The organism is Vibrio sp. RW (assembly GCF_027587105.1).
GTDB classification, from domain to species: Bacteria; Pseudomonadota; Gammaproteobacteria; order Enterobacterales; family Vibrionaceae; genus Vibrio; species Vibrio toranzoniae.
Genome location: NZ_JAPPTM010000042.1, coordinates 1 through 24068, shown reverse-complemented (window position 1 = coordinate 24068; position 24068 = coordinate 1). Strand labels below are relative to the sequence as shown.

Annotated in this window: 19 protein-coding genes; 14 read left to right on the top strand and 5 right to left on the bottom strand. The window is 41.8% G+C overall.

The window, feature by feature from the left end; all coding sequences use genetic code 11:
• The 9 genes from OCT63_RS20350 to OCT63_RS20310 form a co-directional block, all read left to right on the top strand.
• A partial coding sequence (locus tag OCT63_RS20350) for a hypothetical protein (RefSeq protein ID WP_269984477.1) occupies nt 1-354 on the top strand: 354 nt, incomplete at its 5' end.
• Nucleotides 354-1535, top strand: a complete 1182-nt coding sequence (locus OCT63_RS20345) for a glycosyltransferase (protein WP_269984476.1) — start codon at nt 354-356, stop codon at nt 1533-1535. The genes OCT63_RS20350 and OCT63_RS20345, both read left to right, overlap by 1 nt.
• 16 nt (nt 1536-1551) lie before the next feature.
• Nucleotides 1552-2799 carry an O-antigen polymerase gene (locus OCT63_RS20340; protein ID WP_269984475.1) on the top strand — a complete coding sequence of 416 codons (1248 nt, stop codon included), beginning with the start codon at nt 1552-1554 and terminating at the stop codon, nt 2797-2799.
• Nucleotides 2799-3992, top strand: coding sequence for a glycosyltransferase family 4 protein (locus OCT63_RS20335; protein WP_269984474.1), 1194 nt, complete (start codon nt 2799-2801; stop codon nt 3990-3992). The genes OCT63_RS20340 and OCT63_RS20335 overlap by 1 nt, the downstream gene beginning before the upstream one ends.
• 10 nt (nt 3993-4002) lie before the next feature.
• On the top strand, nt 4003-5439 hold the full coding sequence (locus OCT63_RS20330) for a mannose-1-phosphate guanylyltransferase/mannose-6-phosphate isomerase (protein WP_269984473.1): 1437 nt from the start codon (nt 4003-4005) through the stop codon (nt 5437-5439).
• Between the two features lie 84 nt (nt 5440-5523).
• Entirely contained in the window at nt 5524-6942 is a 1419-nt protein-coding gene (locus OCT63_RS20325) for a phosphomannomutase (RefSeq protein ID WP_269984472.1), read from the top strand.
• A gap of 85 nt (nt 6943-7027) precedes the next feature.
• Nucleotides 7028-8194: a nucleotide sugar dehydrogenase gene (locus tag OCT63_RS20320; RefSeq protein WP_269984471.1), complete on the top strand. Its 1167-nt coding sequence runs from the start codon at nt 7028-7030 to the stop codon at nt 8192-8194.
• 11 nt (nt 8195-8205) lie between these two features.
• Nucleotides 8206-9210 carry an NAD-dependent epimerase gene (locus OCT63_RS20315; RefSeq protein ID WP_137025120.1) on the top strand — a complete coding sequence of 335 codons (1005 nt, stop codon included), beginning with the start codon at nt 8206-8208 and terminating at the stop codon, nt 9208-9210.
• 362 nt (nt 9211-9572) lie between these two features.
• On the top strand, nt 9573-11114 hold the full coding sequence (locus OCT63_RS20310; protein WP_077679869.1) for a bifunctional GNAT family N-acetyltransferase/carbon-nitrogen hydrolase family protein: 1542 nt from the start codon (nt 9573-9575) through the stop codon (nt 11112-11114).
• A gap of 339 nt (nt 11115-11453) precedes the next feature.
• On the opposite strand, the gene wecA is transcribed toward OCT63_RS20310, so the two are convergent.
• Entirely contained in the window at nt 11454-12518 is a 1065-nt protein-coding gene (wecA, locus tag OCT63_RS20305; RefSeq protein ID WP_077679870.1) for a UDP-N-acetylglucosamine--undecaprenyl-phosphate N-acetylglucosaminephosphotransferase, read from the bottom strand.
• Between the two features lie 352 nt (nt 12519-12870).
• Here wecA and gpmM point away from each other — a divergent pair, with 352 nt between their 5' ends.
• Nucleotides 12871-14403, top strand: a complete 1533-nt coding sequence (gene gpmM, locus OCT63_RS20300) for a 2,3-bisphosphoglycerate-independent phosphoglycerate mutase (protein ID WP_269984470.1) — start codon at nt 12871-12873, stop codon at nt 14401-14403.
• Nucleotides 14404-14441: 38 nt separating this feature from the next.
• Here gpmM and OCT63_RS20295 read toward each other — a convergent pair whose 3' ends face one another.
• On the bottom strand, nt 14442-14720 hold the full coding sequence (locus OCT63_RS20295; RefSeq protein ID WP_146449451.1) for a type II toxin-antitoxin system Phd/YefM family antitoxin: 279 nt from the start codon (nt 14718-14720) through the stop codon (nt 14442-14444).
• A gap of 177 nt (nt 14721-14897) precedes the next feature.
• Nucleotides 14898-16238 carry an MATE family efflux transporter gene (locus tag OCT63_RS20290; protein ID WP_269984469.1) on the bottom strand — a complete coding sequence of 447 codons (1341 nt, stop codon included), beginning with the start codon at nt 16236-16238 and terminating at the stop codon, nt 14898-14900.
• A gap of 260 nt (nt 16239-16498) precedes the next feature.
• Between OCT63_RS20290 and OCT63_RS20285 the strand changes: the two genes are divergently transcribed.
• The 3 genes from OCT63_RS20285 to gdhA all read left to right on the top strand — a co-directional run bounded on the left by OCT63_RS20285 (nt 16499) and on the right by gdhA (nt 20501).
• Complete coding sequence (locus tag OCT63_RS20285) at nt 16499-16789, top strand: co-chaperone GroES (protein WP_010433998.1); 291 nt, start codon at nt 16499-16501, stop codon at nt 16787-16789.
• A gap of 210 nt (nt 16790-16999) precedes the next feature.
• Nucleotides 17000-18646: a chaperonin GroEL gene (gene groL, locus OCT63_RS20280; protein WP_269984468.1), complete on the top strand. Its 1647-nt coding sequence runs from the start codon at nt 17000-17002 to the stop codon at nt 18644-18646.
• A gap of 502 nt (nt 18647-19148) precedes the next feature.
• Complete coding sequence (gdhA, locus tag OCT63_RS20275) at nt 19149-20501, top strand: NADP-specific glutamate dehydrogenase (protein ID WP_269984467.1); 1353 nt, start codon at nt 19149-19151, stop codon at nt 20499-20501.
• 135 nt (nt 20502-20636) lie between these two features.
• On the opposite strand, the gene OCT63_RS20270 is transcribed toward gdhA, so the two are convergent.
• Nucleotides 20637-21932 (bottom strand): methyl-accepting chemotaxis protein, encoded by a 1296-nt coding sequence (locus tag OCT63_RS20270; RefSeq protein WP_150879002.1) that lies wholly within the window; start codon nt 21930-21932, stop codon nt 20637-20639.
• 249 nt (nt 21933-22181) lie between these two features.
• Between OCT63_RS20270 and OCT63_RS20265 the strand changes: the two genes are divergently transcribed.
• Nucleotides 22182-23258 carry an HPP family protein gene (locus OCT63_RS20265; RefSeq protein ID WP_269984466.1) on the top strand — a complete coding sequence of 359 codons (1077 nt, stop codon included), beginning with the start codon at nt 22182-22184 and terminating at the stop codon, nt 23256-23258.
• A gap of 201 nt (nt 23259-23459) precedes the next feature.
• Here OCT63_RS20265 and yciA read toward each other — a convergent pair whose 3' ends face one another.
• The gene (yciA, locus tag OCT63_RS20260) at nt 23460-23879 is read right to left on the bottom strand and encodes an acyl-CoA thioester hydrolase YciA (RefSeq protein WP_060467008.1); all 420 of its coding nucleotides are present in this window, start codon (nt 23877-23879) and stop codon (nt 23460-23462) included.
• Between the last annotated feature and the right edge of the window lie 189 nt (nt 23880-24068).

Below are 24068 nucleotides of genomic sequence, written 5' to 3'. Positions count from 1 at the left end.
ACGGGAATACATTTAGAGGCATCTTTGTCTGGTATTCTTTCAATATATTTCGACTTTAGTGAGGACGGTAAACATTTTGATTACTATGGTTTTGTGAAAAATGGTATTTCTTTGAATTGCGATCATGTCTCGGATGTCTTTAATTTTTTCATCGGTGACTATTCGATGAAAAGAGATATGATTGAAAATATACAAAGCTATAGTTCAACCTTTGGTACCAAATGGCAAGGAAATGAAGGTGAACTTTCAGCACGAGTAATTATGGATACTTATGATAAATGGTTATTTATTGAAAGAGAGTACTATGTTGATAAAAAAAACAATGAGAAAATTTTTAATTTAAGGCGAGTGTGATGGGAAAAAGAGTAGCGGTTTTCACAAGTGACTTATATCAGGGTGGTGTTGCTGAAAGCACTCGAAAAATAGTGGATCACTTAAGTGATACATGCACGGTTGATGTAATTGTTTATGATACAACACCGATTTTAAAAAAAGTTAAGTGCGCAAATATAGTTAGATTAAACCTACCTCTTTCTGCTAATTTTTCGACATCGAAGTTCAATCTTTTATGCAAGAAGATTTTTAGATATCCGGCCTTATTAATTGCTGTTTTTAAGTTGTATAGATATAAGGTTAAATACAAGCCTGATGTTATATATTCAATGACATATATACCTAATATAGTTAACGTATTGGTGTCGCTGATGCTTGGAGAAAGTTGTAAGACAATACTATCTGAAAGGCAAGACCCGCGTAAAGACCTTGTTGAAGGAACATTTTTAACTTATATATTGAAGTTTTTATATAAGAGATCGGACGTAATTCATGCCAATTCAAATGAGATGATAAGATCGATAGAAACTTTTTATCGAGTACCTAGGTCAAAAATTTTCCATTTAGATAATTTTTTTGTTTTGGATGATATTAAGAAGTTGAGTAGAGAAGGTATAGAACATGATTATGAATATATTTTTAATAACTTTAAGGTTATTGTTACTGCTGGTCGATTGTCAAAACAGAAAGGTCAATGGCATTTGATTGATGCGTTTGATGCTCTTTGCAAGAGCAATGATGCCTACCGTCTTGTCATTTTAGGTGAAGGCGAGCTGCGGAACTTTTTAGAAGATAGAGTTAAAAAATACAAATTGGAAGATAAGGTGTTTTTTCTCGGAAATGTTGACAATCCACATAAGTATATAGCCCGGTCACACTTGTTTATATTTACTTCTTTGTGGGAATCTTTTGGTAACTGTCTTGTAGAGGCAATGGCATTAGATATACCAATAATATCAACAGAGTGTGAAAGTGGGCCTGGTTACATCATTGATGGAGGAAATTACGGTTTATCATTAGGTAAGCTATCTGATGACTTAAGTGAAATATCGAGAAGTGATGTAATTAAGATTGTAGATTCAGTAAAATTTTTTGAAAACGAAGATAATCACAAGAGATTTTCATTGAAAAGTTATGATCGAGCAAAGTTCTTTGATGTTGATGAATTGAAAGATAAGATTGATAAATTGTTCCAGATATAAAGTGTAGGGTATTTTAGTGAAATTTATTTCGGCCTTGTTGATTTTTTCTATACCATTTTGGAGCCTACCATTTATTCCAGGTACTTACTCAGCTATAAGTCCATATTTGGCTGGTTTATTAGGCTTTATATTTGTTTTCGGAAGTAGAGTTAGTTTTTCAATCGATACTGTGTTGTATACATTATTCTTCATTTTCCTATTAGTCTCATATTCACTATATTCGATATATGTTGGTCATTTTAATGTTATATTCCTATCTGCTTATGTCATAGGTTTGCTTTGTTATCCTGGTTTTTATTTTTCTTTTCGCATTCTTGGTAAAGATAAAATACGTGATTATTTACTGTTGTTGTCTCGAATTGTTTCTATCTTCGCAATAATCGAATTTTTGATGTCAAAAATAGGATTTCTTTCTCACGTAAAATCGTTATTGACACTTATTTTAACCGGTTCAGCAAAGCAAGGGTTTGTGTTAACAACTAATGAACTATCGTGGGCTGTTCAACTTTTGCTGTTTGCTAGTATTTTTATCTATGTTAATTATAAAGATAGAGAAAACAGGTTCGATTTTTTCCTCTTGTTTACGAACTTTTTGATTATTTTAGTGTCATTTTCACTTACCGCTATTAGTGTTTTAATTATATCTTTAAGTTTTTATTATTTAGTTTTTCGTAGAGTTTCGCTTACTAATGTTCTTAAGTTTATTATTGCGGTATCGGTTTTTGTTAGTGTTTTTATTTTTATTTTTAAGTTCTGGAATCAAGGTGGTTACACTTTTTCAAGAATATCTAAATTATATGATATTGAATTGTATGATTTGAAAAATGCTTTTTATTATATTATTTCTGTTGATAATTCTCTATTGGTAAGGATTGGTTATCCGTTTGTTGCTGTTAATATGATTATTGATAACCCGGTAGGTTATGGGATTTCTGGTTTTTCTTATTACCTTAAAGATTATACAGATCTTATTGCTACACCTACAATGTATCTATCAGAATTACCACGGCACTTAGAAAATTTAAATGCAGATCCAAGAAATCTGATTTTGCGTCTTGGCGTTGATTTTGGGATTTTTGGTATTTTTTTATTTCTATGTGTGTTTTTTTCTAGAGTAAAAATCTGCTCTAGGCTCTCTAGAGACAAGCTTTTGGCTACTTTGCTTATTTCGTTAAGCTTTGGCGCTATGATGCAGTTTTCAACGTTTTATTTCTTTCTCTATCCTTTCACTATAGCATATGTAACTTTTTTACGAGATTATTGATGGCAAAACAAAAGAAAATTCTAGTGTTAACTCCACGCTTTCCTTATCCTGTTATTGGAGGTGATCGTCTACGTATATTTGAGATATGTAAAGAGTTGTCGAAAAACTATTCAATAACACTCTTAAGTCTTTGTGAAAATGAAAATGAGATGGAAATGGATACTCCTGATGACGGTGTTTTTTCATCGATTCATAGAGTGCTATTACCGAAGTGGAAATCATATCTAAACTGCTTATTAACACTTCCGACTACAAAGCCTTTACAGGCAGCTTATTATAATAGTAATGATTTTTTAAATATGGTTGAGCAATTGTCGTTAGAGCATGACTTGATATTACCTCACCTTATTCGAATGGCTGATTATGCCAAGAATATAGATAAACCAAAGATTCTCGAGATGACTGATGCCATTTCTATGAATTATTATCGTGTTATAGAAACAAAAAATAATGCAGGTTTGAAAGGTTATATCTATAAAGTTGAACAGTCCCGTTTAAATCGTTACGAAAAAGGAATTGTAAAGTACTTCGATTATAATGTGTTTGTATCTCAATTTGACAAAGACTTTCTTTTTGATACCTCGGACGAATGTTACGAGAAAACACTTGTTTGTTCCAATGGCGTTGACTTGTCATCTTTACCTTATGAGTTTTCGCCAAGCAAGAAAGAAGTTGTTTTTATTGGTAATATGTTTTCTGCACAAAACTTTGATGCAGCAATGTGGTTTGCCAAAGAATGTCTACCCTTATTACGTAAACATGGTGATTTTACTTTTAAAGTTATTGGTCGAATTAAACCTGAAGGTGAGCAAAAACTTAAACGTATCGAGGGGGTTGTTGTAACCGGAGCCGTTGATAATGTAGTTGCACATGCAAGAGGGGCTGTTGCGGGTATATGCTCTGTTCGTTTAGCTGCTGGTGTTCAGAATAAAATTTTAGAATATATGGCATTAGGCTTACCTTCTATTACAACTGCTACAGGATTAGAGGGGTTAGACTCGACTCCAGAGCAAGATATATTAGTTGCTGACACACCTGATGAATTTACTAAGCAAATATTGCGAATAGATAACGATATTGAATTCGCTAAGTTTTTATCAGTAAACGCGCTTAACTACGTACAAAATAATCATTCTTGGTCGGGTAAATTGGCTCCTGTCACTATTGCTATTAATAATCTTCTTTCAAATTAAAGGTATTCTCATGATTCAACCTGTCATTATGGCCGGTGGTACTGGTTCTCGTCTTTGGCCTCTATCTCGCGAACTTTATCCAAAACAGTTTTTAAAAGTAACTGGCGAGCAGTCAATGCTACAACAAACCTTTGCACGTCTTGAAGGACTCGATCACACAGCTCCGTTACTTATTTGCAATGAAGAGCACCGTTTCATTGCCGCAGAGCAAACGCGTTTAGGTGGTTTTGAGCATTCCGGAATTATTTTGGAACCAGTGGGTCGTAATACAGCTCCCGCTATTGCTCTTGCCGCGCTTCAAGCTATAAAGCAAGTTGAAGGGTCGGATGTTGAACCAATATTATTAGTGCTTGCAGCTGATCACTTGATTGAAAACCGAATAGTATTTCAGCAGTCCGTTAAACAAGCTTTGGTTCATGCTAAAGCGAATCAATTGGTCACCTTTGGTATTGTACCTACTGCAGCAGAAACCGGATATGGCTATATTAAACGTGGTGTCTCACAAAATGGTACAGCGTTTAAGGTCGACAGTTTTGTAGAAAAACCTGATTTAAAGGCGGCTCAAGATTATTTAGAATCCGGTGAATACTATTGGAATAGTGGTATGTTCATGTTTAAAGCTTCTCAATATATTGAAGAATTGAAAACTCATAATCCAACCATGCTAGAAGCTTGTGAAAAAGCCATGAGTGCGACCCAAGTTGATTTAGATTTTGTGCGTATAGACAGGCAAGCATTTCAAGCATGCCCAGCAGATTCAATCGATTATGCGGTGATGGAGCCAGTTTGTGCACCTAGCGGCTCAGGTAACTTAGTGGTTGTGCCAATGGATGCAGGTTGGAGTGATGTCGGATCTTGGTCTGCATTGTGGGATGTAACTGAGAAAGATAGTAACAATAATGCTCATAAAGGCGATGTAATTTCAGTTAAATCTACGAACAATTATGTATATTCTGAAAACAAACTGATTGCAACAGTCGGGGTTGATAACTTAGTGATTGTTGAAACTAAGGATGCCATCTTAGTTGCGGATAAATCACAAGTGCAAGATGTCAAAGCGATTGTAGAGCAATTAAAAAATTCAGAACGTTCTGAATATAAAATTCATCGTGAAGTTTATCGTCCCTGGGGTAAATATGATTCGATTGACTTTGGTGCACGAGACCAAGTGAAACGTATCACTGTAAATCCGGGGCAAAAGCTTTCGATTCAAAAACATTTTCATCGAAGTGAGCATTGGATTGTCGTTGCCGGTACAGCAAGTGTAACTAATGGTGATGACGTAATTTTAGTGACTGAAGACCAGTCGACCTATATTCCTTTAGGTACGATTCATGCCCTTGAGAACCCAGGTAAAATACCATTGGAAATGATTGAAGTACAAACGGGCTCATACCTTGGTGAGGATGATATTGTCCGCTTTGAAGATAGATATGGTCGTATTTAAGAGTTCGATTAATATTAGCTCATTTCAGGGTATTTATAATCATTTAAGTTACTCAGTATTTCACAATATGTGTAGATTTTTCTTATGTTAATTAGTTCGAAAGTAATTAAAGAGTCAGGTATTCAATTTGGCACCAGTGGTGCGCGTGGTTTGGTAGATCAGTTCACGGCTGATGCTTGCGCAGCTTTTACTCATGCCTTTGTGCAATGTATGCAGGGGCAGTTTCAGTTTAAAACCGTTGCACTTGCCATTGATAATCGTCCTAGCAGCCTAGCAATGGCTCAAGCTTGTATTAAAGCCCTAGAGCAGTTAGATCTTGAAGCTGTTTATTATGGTGTGGTACCAACACCAGCGCTGGCCTATGTGGCAATGCAAGACAAAATTCCATGCATTATGATTACTGGTAGCCATATTCCTTTTGATCGTAATGGTCTTAAGTTTTACCGACCTGACGGTGAAATTACTAAAGCTGATGAGCAAGCGATTTTAAACGCTGATGCGGTATTTACTTCAATCAGTGATTTGCCTGAACTGATCGTTAACCAACGCGCGGCAACGGACTATATCGCTCGTTACACTGAGTTATTTGATGCTTCATTACTTAGCGGAAAACGTATTGGGATTTACGAGCACTCAAGTGCTGGGCGTGATTTATATGCGCCGTTATTTACTAGTCTTGGCGCTGAAGTTATTTCACTAGAGCGTAGTGATGAGTTTGTACCGATTGATACTGAAGCGGTAGCAGATGCGGATAAGCTAAAAGCACAAAACTGGTCTAAGCAATATCAATTAGATGCTATTTTCTCGACCGATGGCGATGGTGACCGTCCGCTAGTGGCAGATGAGAACGGCGAGTGGTTACGTGGTGATATTCTTGGATTGTTATGTTCAAGTGCGATGAACATTGAAGCACTTGCAATACCCGTTAGTTGCAATACCGTGGTTGAGAGCTTAGATGTGTTTAAACATGTTGAGCGTACAAAGATTGGTTCGCCTTATGTTATTGCCGAATTCGCGTCACTGGCGAAGACGTATGCTTCTATTGCCGGTTTTGAGGCTAATGGTGGCTATTTACTGGGTAGTGATGTTCAAGTGAATGGAAAAACGCTGAAAGCACTGCCAACTCGTGATGCCGTTTTACCTGCTCTGATGCTGCTTGCTGCTGCAGGAGAAAATGGTATTTCTCCACTGGTTAATGCCTTACCTAAAAGAGTGACTGACAGTGACCGTATTCAAAACTTTGCAATCGAAAAAAGCCTGCTAATTTTAGCTGATGGTCAGGCTAACCCAGAACTGTTATTGGCTAAGCTAGGTTTTGACTCGGCAGCAATTAAAAATGTTGATGTTACTGATGGATTACGTTTAACGCTTGATAACGATGATGTTATTCATCTTCGTCCTTCAGGTAATGCACCTGAGTTACGTTGTTATTCAGAATCTACGAGTATCGCTAGTGCTAAGAGGTATGTTGATAAGGTCTTAGAGAAAATTCAATTAATCTAAACTACATTAGCCAAGCCATTTCTTTTTCTATTTAGCTTGGCTATTAAGTTTTCATATACCAATGATATAGTATTTAGGGATTCAGATGAAAATTGCTATTGCTGGTACAGGCTACGTTGGTCTGTCTAATGCGATGCTGCTTGCTCAGCATCATGACGTAGTTGCGGTTGATATCGTGGCTGAAAAAGTTGAGATGCTTAATAACAAGCAATCTCCAATTGTTGATACTGAAATCACCGATTTTCTCACCAATAAATCTCTCAGTTTCACTGCTACACTTGATAAAGAATTCGCTTACTCCAAGGCTGAGTATGTCATTATCGCAACACCGACCGATTATGATGTAGAGACGAACTACTTCAATACCTCATCAGTTGAAGCGGTGATTAAAGAGGTAATGGCCATTAACCCAAACGCAGTAATGGTGATTAAGTCGACCGTTCCTGTGGGGTATACCGCGCGCATTAAACAAGAATTAGAGTGTGACAACCTGATGTTCTCGCCAGAGTTCTTACGTGAAGGTAAAGCGTTATACGACAACCTGCACCCGTCCCGTATTGTCGTGGGTGAACGTTCTGAACGCGCACAAGTTTTTGCGAACCTGCTGTTAGAAGGCGCGGTTAAAAAAGACGTTGAAATTTTGTATACCGATTCAACCGAAGCCGAAGCGGTAAAGCTGTTCTCTAACACTTACTTAGCGCTTCGCGTTGCTTACTTTAACGAGCTAGATACCTACGCCGAGTCACACGGGCTAGATACACGCCAAATCATCGATGGCGTCAGCTTAGACCCTCGTATTGGTTCGCATTATAATAACCCTTCGTTTGGTTACGGCGGTTACTGCTTACCAAAAGATACCAAGCAGTTGCGCGCTAACTACTCTGATGTACCAAACAATATTATTGGTGCGATTGTCGATTCGAATACCACACGTAAAGATTTTATTGCTGATTCTATTATTAAGCGCAACCCGAAACGTGTGGGTATTTATCGCTTAGTCATGAAGTCCGGTTCAGATAACTTTCGCGCGTCCAGTATTCAAGGCATTATGAAGCGCTTGAAGGCGAAAGGCATTGAGGTTGTAGTGTTTGAACCTGAACTTAAAGAAAAAGAGTTCTTCCGTTCATTAGTGCTCACCGATTTTGACCAATTTAAATCAAGCTGTGACGTGATTGTCTCAAACCGCATGGCTCAAGAACTGGCGGATGTAAAAGACAAAGTCTACACACGCGATCTATTCGGTTCAGATTAAGGAACAAAAGAATGAAGTATTTGGTAACGGGCGCGGCGGGTTTTATCGGCAGTGCTGTAGCAGAGCAGCTAACGGCGAAAGGCCACACGGTTGTTGGTGTCGATAACCTGAATGACTACTACGATGTCGCTTTGAAAGAAGCGCGCCTAGCACGTATTCAACATGCCAATTTTAAACTGGTTCAGTTAGACATCGCTGACCGTGATGGTGTCGCGAGTTTGTTTGAAACTGAGCAGTTTGATCAAGTGATTCACTTGGCTGCACAAGCGGGGGTTCGCTATTCAATTGAAAACCCACACGCCTACGCCGATTCGAACTTAGTTGGCCATTTGAACATTCTTGAAGGGTGTCGTCACAATAAAGTGAAGCACTTGGTGTATGCCTCTTCAAGCTCGGTTTACGGGTTGAATGCGAAAACACCGTTTGCAACGTCAGATTCGGTTGATCACCCGGTTTCACTGTATGCGGCGACCAAAAAGTCGAATGAGCTGATGGCGCACAGCTACTCTCACTTATACGACATTCCAACCACTGGCCTGCGCTTCTTTACTGTGTATGGTTCGTGGGGCCGCCCAGATATGGCACCGTTTATCTTCACTAAAAAGATCCTCGATGGCGATACCATTGATATCAACAATAATGGCGATATGTGGCGCGACTTTACTCATGTAAATGACATTGTTGAAGGTGTTGTGCGTATCGCAGATGTAGTACCAACTCGTGACAACGATTGGACGGTCGAAGCGGGTTCTCCAGCAACCAGTTCTGCGCCTTATGCGGTGTATAACATTGGTCACGGTTCACCAATCAACTTGATGGATTTTGTAAAGGCGATTGAAGACGAACTCGGTATTGAAGCGAAGAAAAACTTCCGCGAGATGCAGCCTGGTGACGTTTACCAAACTTATGCCGATACACAGGACTTGTTTGCCGCAACAGGTTACACACCTAAAGTAACGGTAAAAGAAGGCGTTGCTGAGTTTATTCAGTGGTATCGCGAGTTTTACAACAAGTAGAATAAGTTGCAGTAGGCTACTTGATTAGTGTATCGATAATATTGCTTATTGCTTATTGCTTATTGCTTATTAACGTTGTCGATGGCGAGTAGATTAAAATGGCCAAGTTCATAACCTGAACTTGGCCATTTTTGTTTGTGTCGCGCAGTCGTTAATAGTCATGATCCGGTTTATCCGTGAAAGCGCTAATGAGTTAATCAACGACAGTAATGGTGGATTTATCAGCGACAGCAATAACCGGTTTATCAATGAGCAAAATGACAGGATGACGCGCTGATCTTACTCTCGGTTAGGTGTATGTATCGGTCAAATTATGGCATTCTCATTGTTACTGTTTAAAAAGGACATATGGATAGTAGGATATGGATACCAACTCGCATCAACTCTCTTTACGCACCATTGAGCCATCGGATTACACCGAGCTCGCGGCATTAATGGATCTCGTCTTTCCTGATGTTGGAGGCGCGTGGCCACGCTTGACCATCCTGGATCTGATTCATCAATTTCCTGATGGGCAAATTTGTATTGAAGATAACGGCAAGATCATCGGCGCCGCCTTGACGATTAAGGTGAATTACAATCGCTTTTCTCTCCCTCACCTTTATACGGACATCATCACGGAAAACAACGTGATTCAGAACCAAGTGACAGGTGATGCCATGTATGGCTTGGATGTCTTTGTGCACCCCGATTACCGAGGGCTCCGTTTGGGCCGCCGTTTGTATAATGCTCGTAAAGAACTGTGCCGGAGCAAAAACTTTAAAGCCATATTAGCGGGTGGTCGCATTCCTCATTACCACGAACATGCGAATGAACTGAGCGTGGCGGAATACATCGATAAAGTAAAACGTCGTGAACTTCATGATCCCATTTTGTCGTTTCAGTTAGCGAATGATTTCGATGTGAAACGAATTATGCGCGGCTATCTACCCGAAGACGACGCATCCAAAGGGTACGCCACGCTGCTGGAGTGGGATAATTTCTTCTATGAGGAAGACATTCAATCGGTTCACGATGTAGAGAAAAACCTGATCCGCATTGGTGTGGTGCAATGGCAAATGCGTGCCATGAACGATTTAGAAGATTTGCTCGATCAAGCGGAGTTCTTTATTTCTTCTCTGGCCAATTACCAAGCTGACTTCGCGCTGTTCCCTGAATTTTTTAACGCGCCACTGATGGGGCTGAAAAAGGAACAAAACTCGGTCGAGGCCATCCGTTTTCTCGCCGGCTTCACAGAAGAGATCAAATCTCGCTTTTCCCAATTGGCCGTGACCTACAACATCAATATCATCGCCGGTAGTATGCCGATTATTGAAGAGGACGGTAAGTTGTATAACGTCGCTTACCTACTGCAGCGTGACGGGAGCATTAATGCTCAGTACAAAATCCACATCACGCCTCATGAACAAAGAGACTGGGTGATTGATGGTGGCGACAAGGTACAGGTGTTTGATACGGATGCAGGTAAAGTGGGCATACTCATTTGTTACGACAGCGAGTTCCCGGAGCTAGGCCGAATGATGGCGGAGCAGGGCGCACAAATTGTGTTTGTACCGTTTTGGACGGATACCAAAAATGGTTACCAGCGCGTTCGTATTTGTTCGCAAGCGCGAGCGATCGAGAATGAATGTTATGTGGCGATTGGTGGCAGTGTTGGCAACTTACCTCGTGTTGATAATGTCGATATTCAATACGCACAGTCCGCCGTGTTCTCACCCTCAGATATTTATTTCCCGCACGATGCGACATTGACAGAAGCCAGTGCCAATACCGAAATGATCATTTTTGCAGATGTCGATTTAACGAAGCTTAAGCAGCTTAATATGGAAGGATCGGTGACTAACTTGCGCCACCGTCGACTTGATTTATACGGGGGCTTTACGAAGGAAAACAAGGCTCAATAGTGTGGGTTTGGGTTGGTTAAAGTTTATGTGGACCAAGGTTTATGTAGGGCAAGTTTTCTGTAGGCTAAGGTTCATGTAGACCAAGCTTTATGCAGGGCAGGCTAAGGTTAAAGAGACTAAGATTTATGTAAATAAGTGGTTGTGAATGGTCAGGTGACATGGCTAAAAACTAAAGCGGCTCCAGACAGGCTGGAGCCGCTTAACTTAATACCGACAGCGACGTAAGCGTTTTATAACCACACAAGGTTTATAGTCGCAGCACAAGCTTGCTTGTCACGCGCACCTGTATTCTTGTCACGAGCGCCTGTAGCCTCAAGCGATCCTACTCGTGAAAAATATTTAATACACTTTTTCAGGAAGGTTGCGGCTGCGTCTAATCCAACTGGTGATACGCCATACATAGCTCATGGCGACAGCGTATGAAGCAAAGCAAGCCATAAACAAGATAAACATCGTGGATTCAGAAATGTTGAGGAACTCACCGTAGATCCCGAAACCGGCAAAGCCACTCGCAATGAAACAAATAATGGCCAGTGTTTGGCGGGATGTAAAACCAAGGCGTTGGAATATGTGGTGTAAGTGTTCTCTGTCGGGTTTGAATGGAGAACTGCCGCGTCTTATGCGTCTGAACATGATGGCTGCCATGTCCATGAGTGGTACTGCAATTAACCACAATGCCGTAATCGGTCGCATCATTGATTCTGATGAATTTTGACTTGCGCCTAGCAGTAACCAAATCACAGTAAAACCAATCATCATGCTGCCGGCATCGCCCATGAATACTTTACGTTCTCGCCCAAGAATACCGAGGTTCATTAAGATATAAGGGATGGTCGCGACAATAAACACCACGCATAAATACGCTAAGCCGTGCTGACTGTCTACTTGTAGTAAAATGGCGATTCCTCCAAGGGTTACAATGGCAAGCCCCCCTAATAATCCGTCAATACCATCCACCATATTAAAAGCATTAATGGCACCAATTACGGCTAAAATCGTCACAACTGGGCTAAGAAGCCCTAAATGCATCTCTCCGAATCCTAATAAGTTGCCTATGTGTTCGAGTCGAATATCGGCAAAGTACATCATGCAAATGGAGAGGATGGCTTGAACCATAAGCCGTATTTTGAAGCTAATATCGAACTTGTCATCGAGTGCCCCGATAACAATAAGCGCGGCGATAGAAGCTAAAAAGATCTCACTATGAGGGATAACATTGGGATTGGTGACGAGGAATTGGCCTATTGACAAACTTATCGCTATTCCACCAACAAGTGGAATAGCACCTGTATGGAATTTTCTTGCGTTCGGCTTATCGACTAAGCCGACGGCTTTCGCAACTTTTCGCATCAAAAAGAGCGACGAAAAGGAGAAGAAGCCAACAAATGACAACTCTAATAACATGATGAACTCTAGCCAGTATTTTATATTATTTTTGAATGCGTGTACTTTACGTGAAACCGATCCTCATGTACACCTGGTTGATTATGTTTTGTTCAATAAATAAAGTTTGTTGTGTTTGTCTCAGTTATGGGATTGTATGTATAACAGGTCGGATCTGTATAAGTCGATAGACGCGTTATTTGTGTTAGGTTAAGTGGTATCGCTAGATACAAAATGATGATTTTTTTCATATTCAGTTGCCCGACCTGCGCCCTTTCTTGATCTTCCACTACAGTTTTGACTGTAAACTGTAGTAAAATTACGCTAATTTGTTTCTATACCGATTTATTTTGAATTGAACGAGGTCAGTCCTATGTCAGCTAAGAAGCCAATGGCTCTAGTGATCCTTGACGGTTACGGTTACCGTGAAGACAACCAAGACAACGCGATCGCGAACGCGAATACACCAGTAATCGACGGTCTTATCGCTAACCAACCTAACACGCTAATCTCGGCTTCTGGCTTAGATGTAGGCCTACCTGATGGCCAAATGGGTAACTCTGAAGTGGGTCACACCAACATCGGCGCGGGTCGCGTGGTATACCAAGATTTAACGCGTATTACTAAATCAATCGCAGATGGCGAATTCGGCCAAACTGAAACGCTAGTGAACGCTATCGATAAAGCAGTGAAAGCCGAGAAAGCTGTGCACATCATGGGCCTTATGTCGCCAGGTGGCGTTCACTCTCATGAAGATCACATCTACGCAGCGGTTGAAATGGCCGCTGAACGTGGCGCAGAGAAAATCTACCTACACGCATTCCTAGACGGCCGTGATACGCCGCCACGTAGCGCAGAAAACACATTAGCGCGTTTCCAAGCGTTATTCGCGAAACTAGGCAAAGGCCGCGTGGCTTCGCTTATTGGTCGTTACTACGCAATGGACCGTGATAACAACTGGGATCGCGTTCAAGAATCTTACGACCTGCTGACTCAAGCAAAAGCAGAATTCACATTCGACACGGCCGTAGCTGGCCTAGAAGCGGCTTACGCTCGTGAAGAAAACGATGAGTTTGTTAAAGCAACGGAAATCAAAGCGGAAGGCGAAGAGTCTGCTGCTATCGTTGATGGCGATGCGGTTATCTTCATGAACTACCGTGCCGACCGTGCGCGTGAAATTACACGTGCATTCGTGCCTAATTTCGACGGCTTTGAGCGTAGCGTATTCCCAGCAATCGACTTTGTGATGCTGACTCAATACGCAGCAGACATCCCACTTCTTTGTGCATTCCCACCGGCTTCTCTAGAGAACACGTACGGCGAATGGCTATCGAAAGCAGGCAAAACGCAGCTACGTATCTCTGAAACCGAGAAATACGCGCACGTGACGTTCTTCTTCAACGGCGGTAAAGAAGACGAGTTTGAAGGCGAAGAGCGTCAGCTTGTGGCTTCTCCAAAAGTCGCGACTTACGACCTACAGCCAGAAATGAGCGCGCCAGAGCTAACTGACAAGTTGGTTGCAGCAATCAAAGGCGGCAAATACGACGCTATCGTGTGTAACTTCCCTAACTGTGACATGGTTGGCCACACAGGCGTTTACGATGCAGCGGTTAAAGCCGTAGAGTCGCTAGACGAATGTCTTGGTAAAGTGGTTGCAGCCATCAAAGAAGCGGATGGCCAGCTGCTTATCACCGCTGACCACGGTAACGCGGAAATGATGGTAAACCCAGAAACGGGCGGTATCCACACGGCGCACACGAACTTACCAGTGCCACTTATCTACGTGGGCAGCAAAGACGTTGAGTTTAAAGAGGGCGGTAAACTGTCTGACCTTGCACCAACGATGCTTGCTCTATCTGGTATTGATATCCCAGCTGAGATGTCAGGTGACGTGATCGTTAAGTAGTCAAGTAATGACTGTTTTAGATAAATAGTTTTTTACTTTTATCGAATATTAGAACGGCTGCACGCGAGTGTGGCCGTTTTTTTACGCTTTGCCAGTTTATCTCGAATCTGAGAGCTGGAATTTACTCGGCCATGTTTTTCATCATCAATAGAAAACGACAAGAGTTTCATTAGCGCTATCGCTTCATCTCTACGCTTTCGATCTTCATAAGATTCAATGGTATAAGCGGGCTTGCCATTTTGAGTAATGGTCATAGGCTCAGATAAATCGAGGTTAGCCGCGTGCTTTTTTAAGTAACTTATCGTTTCAGTGGACATTATCATCATCTCTTAATGTAGAGGCTTAAATATAGACCATATTTAGTCTGGTGATAATCGCACTTCCTGATGATCCGCCTTTATCCAGTCTCGACATGGTTGAACTTATCATCACGACATTTGAACGAATGTCGTCATTCCAAAATTGAAGAGAGAAGCCTTTTTGCTCCCTAGGGATTACATCGAATATAAGGCGCGTTTTTTCTCGCGAAGCGCGAAGCAATATCCGGTAATACCGCCGACAATATTCCCCAAAGCCAAGCCAATAAACAGCCCTTCGACGCCATCGATTTGGCTGCCTATCCATGCAAAAGGTAAGGTAAACACAAACAGGCGCATGAAGCTCCATTGGAAGGCTTTGAGTGGTTGATGCATCGCGTTCATGCCGCTGATCAGCATCATCACAATGCCTTGGAATCCATAGCTAAATGGAACCACCAATAGGTAATGCCACAAAATGCCACGTACCGACTCTTCTTGAGAAAAGAGGGCGGCCAAAGGAATGCTCAGCGGTACCATCATTAAGAAAACCAAACCTTGGAACAAGATGGCAAAACGCATGCTCAAAAAGAGCCCGTCAAAGCTGCGCTTGGGGTTGTTTGCGCCAAAGTTCTGCGCCATGAAAGGGGTCAGGGCCGAGGTGAGAGACATTAATACGATGATAAGAATCGATTCAATACGTTGCGCTGCGCCATAAGCGGCCACGGCTTCAGTGCCTTGTTTGGCTAACATCATCATGATGATAGCGCCAGCAAGTGGGTTTAGGGCATTAGAGAGTGCGGCTGGTGTGCCAATGGTGAGGATCTGTCGCCAGTCATTGATGATATTGGCCAGCTTAGGGGGAGCCAGCAGTTTCTCTCTTATTGTTAATACATACAGTGAGCCACATAACGCACCAAACCAACTGAAACCACTGGCAATCGCAGCGCCTTGAATTCCCAGCTCAGGAAAAGGCCCATAACCAAAGATCAGTAGCGGATCTAACACGCCATTGATCAGCCCTGCGATCATCATAATTTTGGCTGGCGTTTTGGTGTCGCCGCTGGCTCGTATTGCGCTGTTGCCTGCCATTGGGATAACCAGTAATGGGATGGCCAGATACCACACCCACATGTATTCCGATATCAGAGGCAATAACGCTGGCTTTGCCCCTAACTGAATAAACAGTGGTTCTAAGAAAATAATACCCAGCGTTGAAGCGCAGCCGACAAGCAGTAAGGCAAGCAGTAAGCCATGACAGGTAAAACGTGCCGCATTTTGCGCACTGCCTTGGCCAAGTAATCGGCCAATACACGTCGATAAGCCAATGCCAATGCCCATGGTGATGCAGTTGATGGCAAAGGTAACCGGAAAAGTAAAACTGACCGCCGCTAAGGCTTGGGTACCAAGCAACGAGATAAAGAAGGTGTCGACGAGGTTAAACATCAAGATCGCCACCATACCGAAGATGGTCGGTATGGTCATAGTGCGCAGAGTGTTTGCTATCGGGGCGGTTAAAAGCCCGTGCTTATCTTGCATGTAAAACGCCGATTGAAACGAAAAACGTAGGATAAATCAGAATGAATCAAATGTAGAGAGCGGATAAACAGATGCGGGATAGGGGGGCTTCTTTTTTCTTTTTCGCTACTCGTTCATTTGCATCTCGAATCTGCTCTTTCGATCACAATTTTTATCTTTTCCCCCTTGGGATCTTCCACATTGCCCCCAACATATTGAGTAACCTCATGCCAATCGTGGCAACTATCATATTAAATGGAAATTATCAGGAGATACGACCGATGAATATCCGTCCTCTACACGACCGAGTTATCGTTGAGCGCCAAGAAGTTGAATCTAAGTCTGCTGGTGGCATCGTTCTAACTGGTTCTGCCGCTGAAAAATCAACGCGCGGTATTATTCTAGCTGTTGGCAAAGGCCGCATTCTAGAAAACGGCTCAGTACAACCGTTGGACGTTAAAGTTGGCGACACCGTTATCTTTGCAGAAGGCTACGGCACTAAAACTGAAAAGATCGACGGCAAAGAAGTTCTGATCATGTCTGAAAACGACATCATGGCGATCGTTGAGTAATCTATTTTTTCATTTAACTCTCAGTAAAAGTTATCAGATCCAGTACTGGATGATTCATATCGTCATTCCAGAAATGAGGAACGAGTTATCTGGAATCTAAACAGAGTGCGATTTGAGTAGATTCTGAATCACGTTCGTCCCTCACTGTTCAGAATGACGCGATAACGCTGCTGAGACGCCCCGAAACAAAGAATTTGAAAGGAAATTAAGATGGCTGCAAAAGACGTTAAATTTGGTAACGACGCACGTATTAAAATGCTAGAAGGTGTAAACGTTCTGGCTGACGCAGTAAAAGTAACGCTGGGTCCTAAAGGCCGTAACGTTGTTCTAGACAAATCATTTGGCGCACCGACTATCACTAAAGATGGTGTTTCTGTTGCACGTGAAATTGAACTTGAAGACAAGTTCCAAAACATGGGTGCACAAATGGTGAAAGAAGTGGCTTCGCAAGCGAATGACGCGGCGGGCGACGGCACAACAACAGCAACCGTATTGGCTCAGTCTATTATCGCTGAAGGCCTAAAAGCGGTTGCTGCTGGCATGAACCCAATGGATCTTAAGCGCGGTATCGACAAAGCGGTTATCGCGGCGGTTGAAGAGCTGAAGAACCTTTCTGTGCCATGCTCAGACACGAAAGCGATTGCTCAAGTCGGTACTATCTCTGCGAACTCTGATTCGACAGTCGGTAACATCATTGCTGAAGCGATGGAAAAAGTAGGCCGTGATGGCGTAATCACGGTTGAAGAAGGTCAAGCTCTGCAAGACGAGCTAGACGTAGTGGAAGGTATGCAGTTTGACCGCGGTTACCTGTCTCCTTACTTCATCAACAACCAAGAAGCGGGTTCTGTTGATCTAGAAAGCCCATTCATTCTTCTTATCGACAAGAAAGTGTCGAACATCCGTGAACTGCTTCCGACTCTAGAAGCAGTAGCAAAAGCATCTCGTCCACTTCTTATCATCGCTGAAGATGTAGAAGGCGAAGCGCTGGCAACGCTAGTTGTGAACAACATGCGTGGCATCGTGAAAGTGGCAGCGGTTAAAGCGCCTGGCTTCGGTGACCGTCGTAAGTCTATGCTGCAAGATATCGCTATCCTAACGGGCGGTACGGTTATCTCTGAAGAGATCGGTCTAGACCTTGAGAAAGTAACGCTAGAAGACCTAGGTCAAGCTAAGCGCATTACTATCACTAAAGAGAACTCAACCATCATTGATGGCGCGGGCGAAGAAACAATGATCCAAGGTCGTGTTGCTCAAATCCGTCAACAAATCGAAGATGCAACGTCTGACTACGATAAAGAGAAACTTCAAGAACGTGTCGCTAAGCTAGCTGGCGGTGTTGCAGTCATCAAAGTTGGCGCAGCGACTGAAGTTGAGATGAAAGAGAAGAAAGACCGCGTTGAAGATGCACTTCACGCCACTCGCGCTGCCGTTGAAGAAGGTGTGGTTGCTGGTGGTGGTGTTGCACTTATCCGCGCGGCATCTAAAGTTGTTGGCCTTGAAGGTGACAACGAAGAGCAGAACGTCGGTATCCGTGTTGCACTGCGTGCAATGGAAGCGCCTATCCGTCAAATCACGAAGAACGCAGGCGATGAAGAGTCTGTTGTTGCTAATAACGTTCGTGCTGGCGAAGGTAACTACGGTTACAACGCGGCAACGGGCGAATACGGTGACATGATTGCTATGGGTATCCTAGATCCAACTAAGGTAACTCGATCTGCACTTCAGTTCGCAGCATCAGTTGCGGGTCTGATGATCACAACAGAAGCGATGATCACAGATAAGCCTCAAGATTCAGCGCCTGCAATGCCTGATATGGGTGGCATGGGCGGTATGGGTGGTATGGGCGGTATGATGTAATCATCCCTCTGACTTAATCCTATAAAGTCTGAAAAGCCCCGTAAACGTTGTGTTTACGGGGCTTTTGTTTGTTTTGAGTTTCTATAGTATTCAATGGAAGATCATAATTTCTAAGGTTCTTAAGGGATTAATGAGGGGAGAGTAGTTTTTGAAATCAAGTTGCCAGATGATACAGCCTTAAGATCTTATATTGGCTTATATGCTTAATCACGTTCGATAAGAGCGTGACATATTACGTAAGCGATGTTAAGTATAGAAAAGCTCACATCTTCTTTACCCAACAAAGCGAATACCTAATAATAAACATTCATCGAAGTTATGCAATTAAATGGCTGACTTGTGATGAAAATGATTATTAAATGACTCTCCCAAGCCTATAAATTCAAATAACCTCAAGGTGTTGCTCTTATGTGCAGCTGCCTCTGTTAAAGATGTGCTCTCAGAAATAAATACCGTGAAATAATATGGATATACATTTTTAAATATAGCAAGGATGAATAATATGCAACATATACACAATACGATTGTTTCATTACAACACAGTAGCCCCGCGCAAAAAGAGTTTTATCAAGCGGTAGAAGAAGTTCTATCTTCTCTTACACCGGTTATCGAAAGCAATCGTCAATATCAAGAACAAGCGATTATTCAAAGAATTGTAGAGCCTGAAAGGCAGATCATTTTTCGTGTACCTTGGGTTGATGATGCCGGAAACGTGCAAGTCAATAAAGGCTATCGCATAGAGTTTAACTCGGCATTAGGCCCATACAAAGGAGGGCTAAGGTTTCACCCATCAGTAAACGCCAGTGTCATCAAGTTCCTTGGGTTTGAGCAAATATTCAAAAACGCACTGACGGGATTACCTATTGGTGGCGGCAAAGGTGGCTCTAATTTTGATCCCAAAGACAAATCTGATGGTGAAATCATGCGTTTTTGTCAATCTTTTATGAACGAACTATATCGTCATATTGGCCCTGTTACTGATGTGCCAGCAGGTGACATCGGTGTCGGTGCTCGTGAAATTGGCTATATGTTTGGCCAATACAAGCGTTTAACCGGCCGTTACGAAGGTGTGTTTACTGGTAAAAGTTTACTCTGGGGTGGCTCTCTTGGGCGCAAAGAAGCGACTGGGTATGGCGCCGTTTACTTTGCCGAATACATGCTTAATGATCGTCAAGATACGCTGAAAGGTAAAAGGTGTCTGGTATCTGGTGCTGGTAACGTTGCGATTTACGCTATCGAAAAGCTTTATCATATTGGAGCACTTCCAGTAACTTGCAGTGATTCTCGCGGGACGATCTATCATGAGAGGGGCATCGATCTTGAGTTACTGAAAGAGCTTAAAGAAGTGAAGCGCTGCTCCTTAGAAGAGTACTTAAGTACTTATCCTGAAGCGGTCTACACTCCAGTCGATGATTATCCTCTTGATGGCCATGCAACATGGCGTTATCAAGCGGACGCTGCATTTCCGTGCGCAACACAAAATGAACTTACTTTAGCCGATGCGCAAGCGCTTATGAGTAACGGTTGTCGATTGATCTGTGAAGGTGCGAATATGCCAACCACTCAAGAAGCGGCGAATGCAATTGTTGATTCCAAAATTGCTTACGGTCCTGCTAAAGCGGCAAACGCAGGCGGTGTTGCGACCAGTCAACTTGAAATGGCGCAAAATGCCAGTATGCAAAACTGGACGTTTGAAAAGGTAGATTCTCACCTACAAGTCATAATGAAGAACATTTTCACCAGTGCGAATGAGACCAGTAAAGAGTTTGGACAACCTGGTAACTTGGTACTCGGTGCAAATATTGCGGGGTTTAGAAAAGTCGCTGATGCAATGATCGAGCAAGGCGTTGTTTAAAGATTCTACTCGTAGTAAAAAGTCAGTGTTTAGTCACTGACTTTGTTGTTTTTATACCTGACGACATGAAACCTCATCGAGTTGACCATAGCGTGTCATCTCGCGGGTTAGAATGTGTCGATCGTTAAATTTTGATTAATGTTGGCTATTAGAAAGATTCATCACCGTGCTCGAAACATTCTCTGCACCTTTATGGATCTCATCCATGACGGTCGAGACTTCGGTAATCTTGGCATTGCCTTCTTCCGTAATGGATGACATTTCGGTCATCATATTGGTCACCTCGTTGATGAGTTGCTGATTTTCTTCGACGACTTTGATTATTTCGTTTGTCGAGTCTGAAGTTCGAGACGCGAGTTGTCTTACTTCGTCAGCGACTACGGCAAAGCCTCTCCCGTATTCACCGGCTCTTGCGGCTTCGATGGCGGCATTGAGTGCCAATAAATTCGTTCTCGCTGCGATCTCTTGAATCGTCGCGACAATATTTTGAATGCTTTTCGAGCTGTCATTGAGTGAATGCACCTTTTGAGAGGTACTGGCCGCTTTTTGGGATACCGTTAAAGAGACCTCGACCGAATCGGCAAGCAGTTTCGATCCTTCCAGTGCTATTTGCGCGGTTTCTAGTGATGTTGAGTAGGCCACCTCTGAAGCTTCAGCAATCGCATGACTGCGTTCAATGCGATCCGTTATGTTGCTGGCAAGCTTGACGATTTTCACGACCTTGCCTGCTTCATTCATGATGGGGTTGTAGCTGGCCTCAATCCAGATGCTTGCTCCGTTAGAGTTGCGACGTTGAAAAAGCCCCGACTTTACCTGTCCTTTTTGCAATTCTTGCCAGAAGTGAGGGTGATTATTATAGAATTCCTCAAAACAGAACATGCGATGATGTTTACCTACCACCTGGTTTTCTCTGTAACCCAACGTATTTAAAAAGTTTGAGTTGGCGGTCAGTATTGTCCCTTCAGGATCAAATTCAATAATCGCTTGTGACTTGTCTAAGGCAGAAAACAACGCATCATTTTTTTTGTTTTGCTCGTTGATCTCAGTGATATCAGAAGCCAGTTTTGCTACGCCAGTGACACGACCATCTGAATTTTTGATCGGTAAATAGGTCGCTTCTAGAACAACCGTGTCACCTTGCTTATTTACTCTCTCGAACGTGCCTTCTTTTGAGACACCATTGGCAAGATCTCGCCAAAAGCTTTGATAAAGCGAAGAGCGAATATAGCTATCCGTACAGAGCATTTTGTGGTGCTGCCCTTTTACCTCATCTAATGAGTACCCGACCAGCGTTAAAAAGGGCGCACTGGCATCTTGGATGACGCCTTCAGGGGTAAACTCGATCCATGCAACATGCTTTTTTAAAGACTGATAAACATTGTCGGAATGGCTAGGTTTTATCTCTGGCTTTTGCTTCTTAGTAAAAAACACCACTGACCTTACTTAAATAGGAAATATACGAATCAAATGAAATTGATGCGATTATACACAGTTGCTATGAGTTTTGAATGACCATTTTCTAGCCGTTCTAAATGTATAATTCTGCAGGGTGTTCAAGGTAGGATAAATGCGCTTATTGATATATCAATGGGGGGGGGCTTACTTCGCACTCTATTTTAAACACTTTAATAACTTTTGCACTTCGCATAGAATCCCATTTTGACTTTTATTATGATGTTTATGTCGAATGTGAAGCGTTTACTCAATTTTTGCTATCTTACTATTCCCATATTTTTTGCTTCATTCATTGTTGCCGGATTAGCAAGCTATGGTCATGTTACTCCAACGACCCCTTTATTGATTGCTTCTATAGGCGCTTCAATCACAATTATCTTTGTGGTTCCTAGTAGTCCAATGGGTAAGACGTGGCCTTTAATCGGTGGGCATTTAGTTTCTGCATTGATAGGACTCGGTTTATCTGCGGTGTTTAATAACATCATAATATTGTTCACACTGACGATAACCTGCACCATTATGGTTATGATTGCATTGAAATGTGTTCATCCTCCAGGGGTTGCTACTGCGCTTATTCCTGTGTTGAGTCAGACATCGAACCCGGTTGATGTTTGTTTTTTGCTCGATCCGGTTTTGCTCAATGTTATTCCTTTAGCATTCTCTGGTATTGTTTATCGTAAATGGATGGCGAGTAAATCTTCAAAGACGCCTCAACATTCATCAAACTCCGTACTTTCTGCTCATGACAAATCATCGTTCTATTTTGATGAATTGCACGAAGTTCTGGAAAATAGAAATGATTGGTTGGATGTTGATGAAAGAACGATCGATGAGATTTTTAAACAAACTCATTTGCTCGCTTTAGAGCACAATAATCAAAAACTAACTTGTGAACACGTCATGACGAGTGAAATTTTAACTCTTGCCGAAAATGACTCTGTCTACGATGGACTCAAGATACTTCAGAAAACGAAGTTTAGTGCTATTCCAATCGTTAACATCGATCACAAAATTGTAGGTATCTTTTCTCTGGTCGATTTTTTACTCTATGTTGAACATAGAAAAATTAATTCTTTTGTTGGTTTATATCTTCTAGCGAAGAAAAGAACATCTAAGACCATTGGTCAATATATGAAAAGAAATCCAGTTTCAATGCACAAGGACCAACATATTGCACGTTTGATACCTTATTTAACTTCAGGCTTTCACCACATACCAATTATAAACGATAGTGAGCAGTTAATAGGGATGATCACACAGTCAGATCTGATCGAATTTTTGTATAACTTAAAACAAAAATAGGTAGAGGAGGGGGGATTAAACTCCCAGAAATTTTAGCCTTTCTGGGAGATGCTGGTGAAGTCCTGATAGCTAAAGCTAGATTACTGAATTGATATAGATATACAATATTGGCTCTGTTTTTATAACGAGGCTTAGAAATAAGACGACGAAGTGTGATGGAGTAAAATTTATTTTATAAGTTATTGGTTCTTTTTAATTCGTTTAATTAGCAACATCATTTTTCAGAATCGGTCTTGGTTTCCCTGCTAAATCTATAGCCACATAATTAAAATTTGCCGAACAAACTTGGAATCGCATATTAACATTATCTTCTTGAATCGGTTTGACCCAAACTTCCAAATCAATTGACATTGATGTTCTACCCGTTTTAACGCACTCACCATAACAGCAAACAACATCACCGACCTTTACTGGCTTTTTAAAAGTGATGCTTGATACTGAAACTGTTGCTATTCGTCCTCCTGATATTTCTTGAGCTAGAATTGCTCCAGCTAAATCTAGCTGTGACATTATCCATCCCCCAAAAATATCACCATTCGCATTAGTGTCTGCGGGCATTGAAAGAGTACGTAAAAGAAGCTGCCCTTTAGGCTTTTGTTTGGTATTTACTGAAGTACGCAAGATAGGTTCCTATACTAAATACAATATATTACTTTATTCTACCACACTCTTATATAATGTGAAAATATGGTAGAATTATTGACTATTTTTATCTTTTGTTATTAATTGTTTTCTCGTGTGAAATGTTTTTTATTTTATACTTCCTTTTTTCTCCAAAAATATACAATTCAAAATTATCGTTTTCGGATA

Coding starts and splice junctions, on each gene's coding strand:
- wecA (WP_077679870.1), bottom strand. CDS start 12,518: ATGTTATTAGAGTTGTCATTTGTTGGCTTCTTCTCCTTTTCGTCGCTC.
- OCT63_RS20315 (WP_137025120.1), top strand. CDS start 8,206: ATGAAGTATTTGGTAACGGGCGCGGCGGGTTTTATCGGCAGTGCTGTA.
- gdhA (WP_269984467.1), top strand. CDS start 19,149: ATGCAACATATACACAATACGATTGTTTCATTACAACACAGTAGCCCC.
- OCT63_RS20295 (WP_146449451.1), bottom strand. CDS start 14,720: ATGTCCACTGAAACGATAAGTTACTTAAAAAAGCACGCGGCTAACCTC.
- OCT63_RS20320 (WP_269984471.1), top strand. CDS start 7,028: ATGAAAATTGCTATTGCTGGTACAGGCTACGTTGGTCTGTCTAATGCG.
- groL (WP_269984468.1), top strand. CDS start 17,000: ATGGCTGCAAAAGACGTTAAATTTGGTAACGACGCACGTATTAAAATG.
- OCT63_RS20265 (WP_269984466.1), top strand. CDS start 22,182: ATGTCGAATGTGAAGCGTTTACTCAATTTTTGCTATCTTACTATTCCC.
- OCT63_RS20345 (WP_269984476.1), top strand. CDS start 354: ATGGGAAAAAGAGTAGCGGTTTTCACAAGTGACTTATATCAGGGTGGT.
- gpmM (WP_269984470.1), top strand. CDS start 12,871: ATGTCAGCTAAGAAGCCAATGGCTCTAGTGATCCTTGACGGTTACGGT.
- OCT63_RS20310 (WP_077679869.1), top strand. CDS start 9,573: ATGGATACCAACTCGCATCAACTCTCTTTACGCACCATTGAGCCATCG.
- OCT63_RS20330 (WP_269984473.1), top strand. CDS start 4,003: ATGATTCAACCTGTCATTATGGCCGGTGGTACTGGTTCTCGTCTTTGG.
- OCT63_RS20325 (WP_269984472.1), top strand. CDS start 5,524: ATGTTAATTAGTTCGAAAGTAATTAAAGAGTCAGGTATTCAATTTGGC.
- OCT63_RS20290 (WP_269984469.1), bottom strand. CDS start 16,238: ATGCAAGATAAGCACGGGCTTTTAACCGCCCCGATAGCAAACACTCTG.
- OCT63_RS20285 (WP_010433998.1), top strand. CDS start 16,499: ATGAATATCCGTCCTCTACACGACCGAGTTATCGTTGAGCGCCAAGAA.
- OCT63_RS20335 (WP_269984474.1), top strand. CDS start 2,799: ATGGCAAAACAAAAGAAAATTCTAGTGTTAACTCCACGCTTTCCTTAT.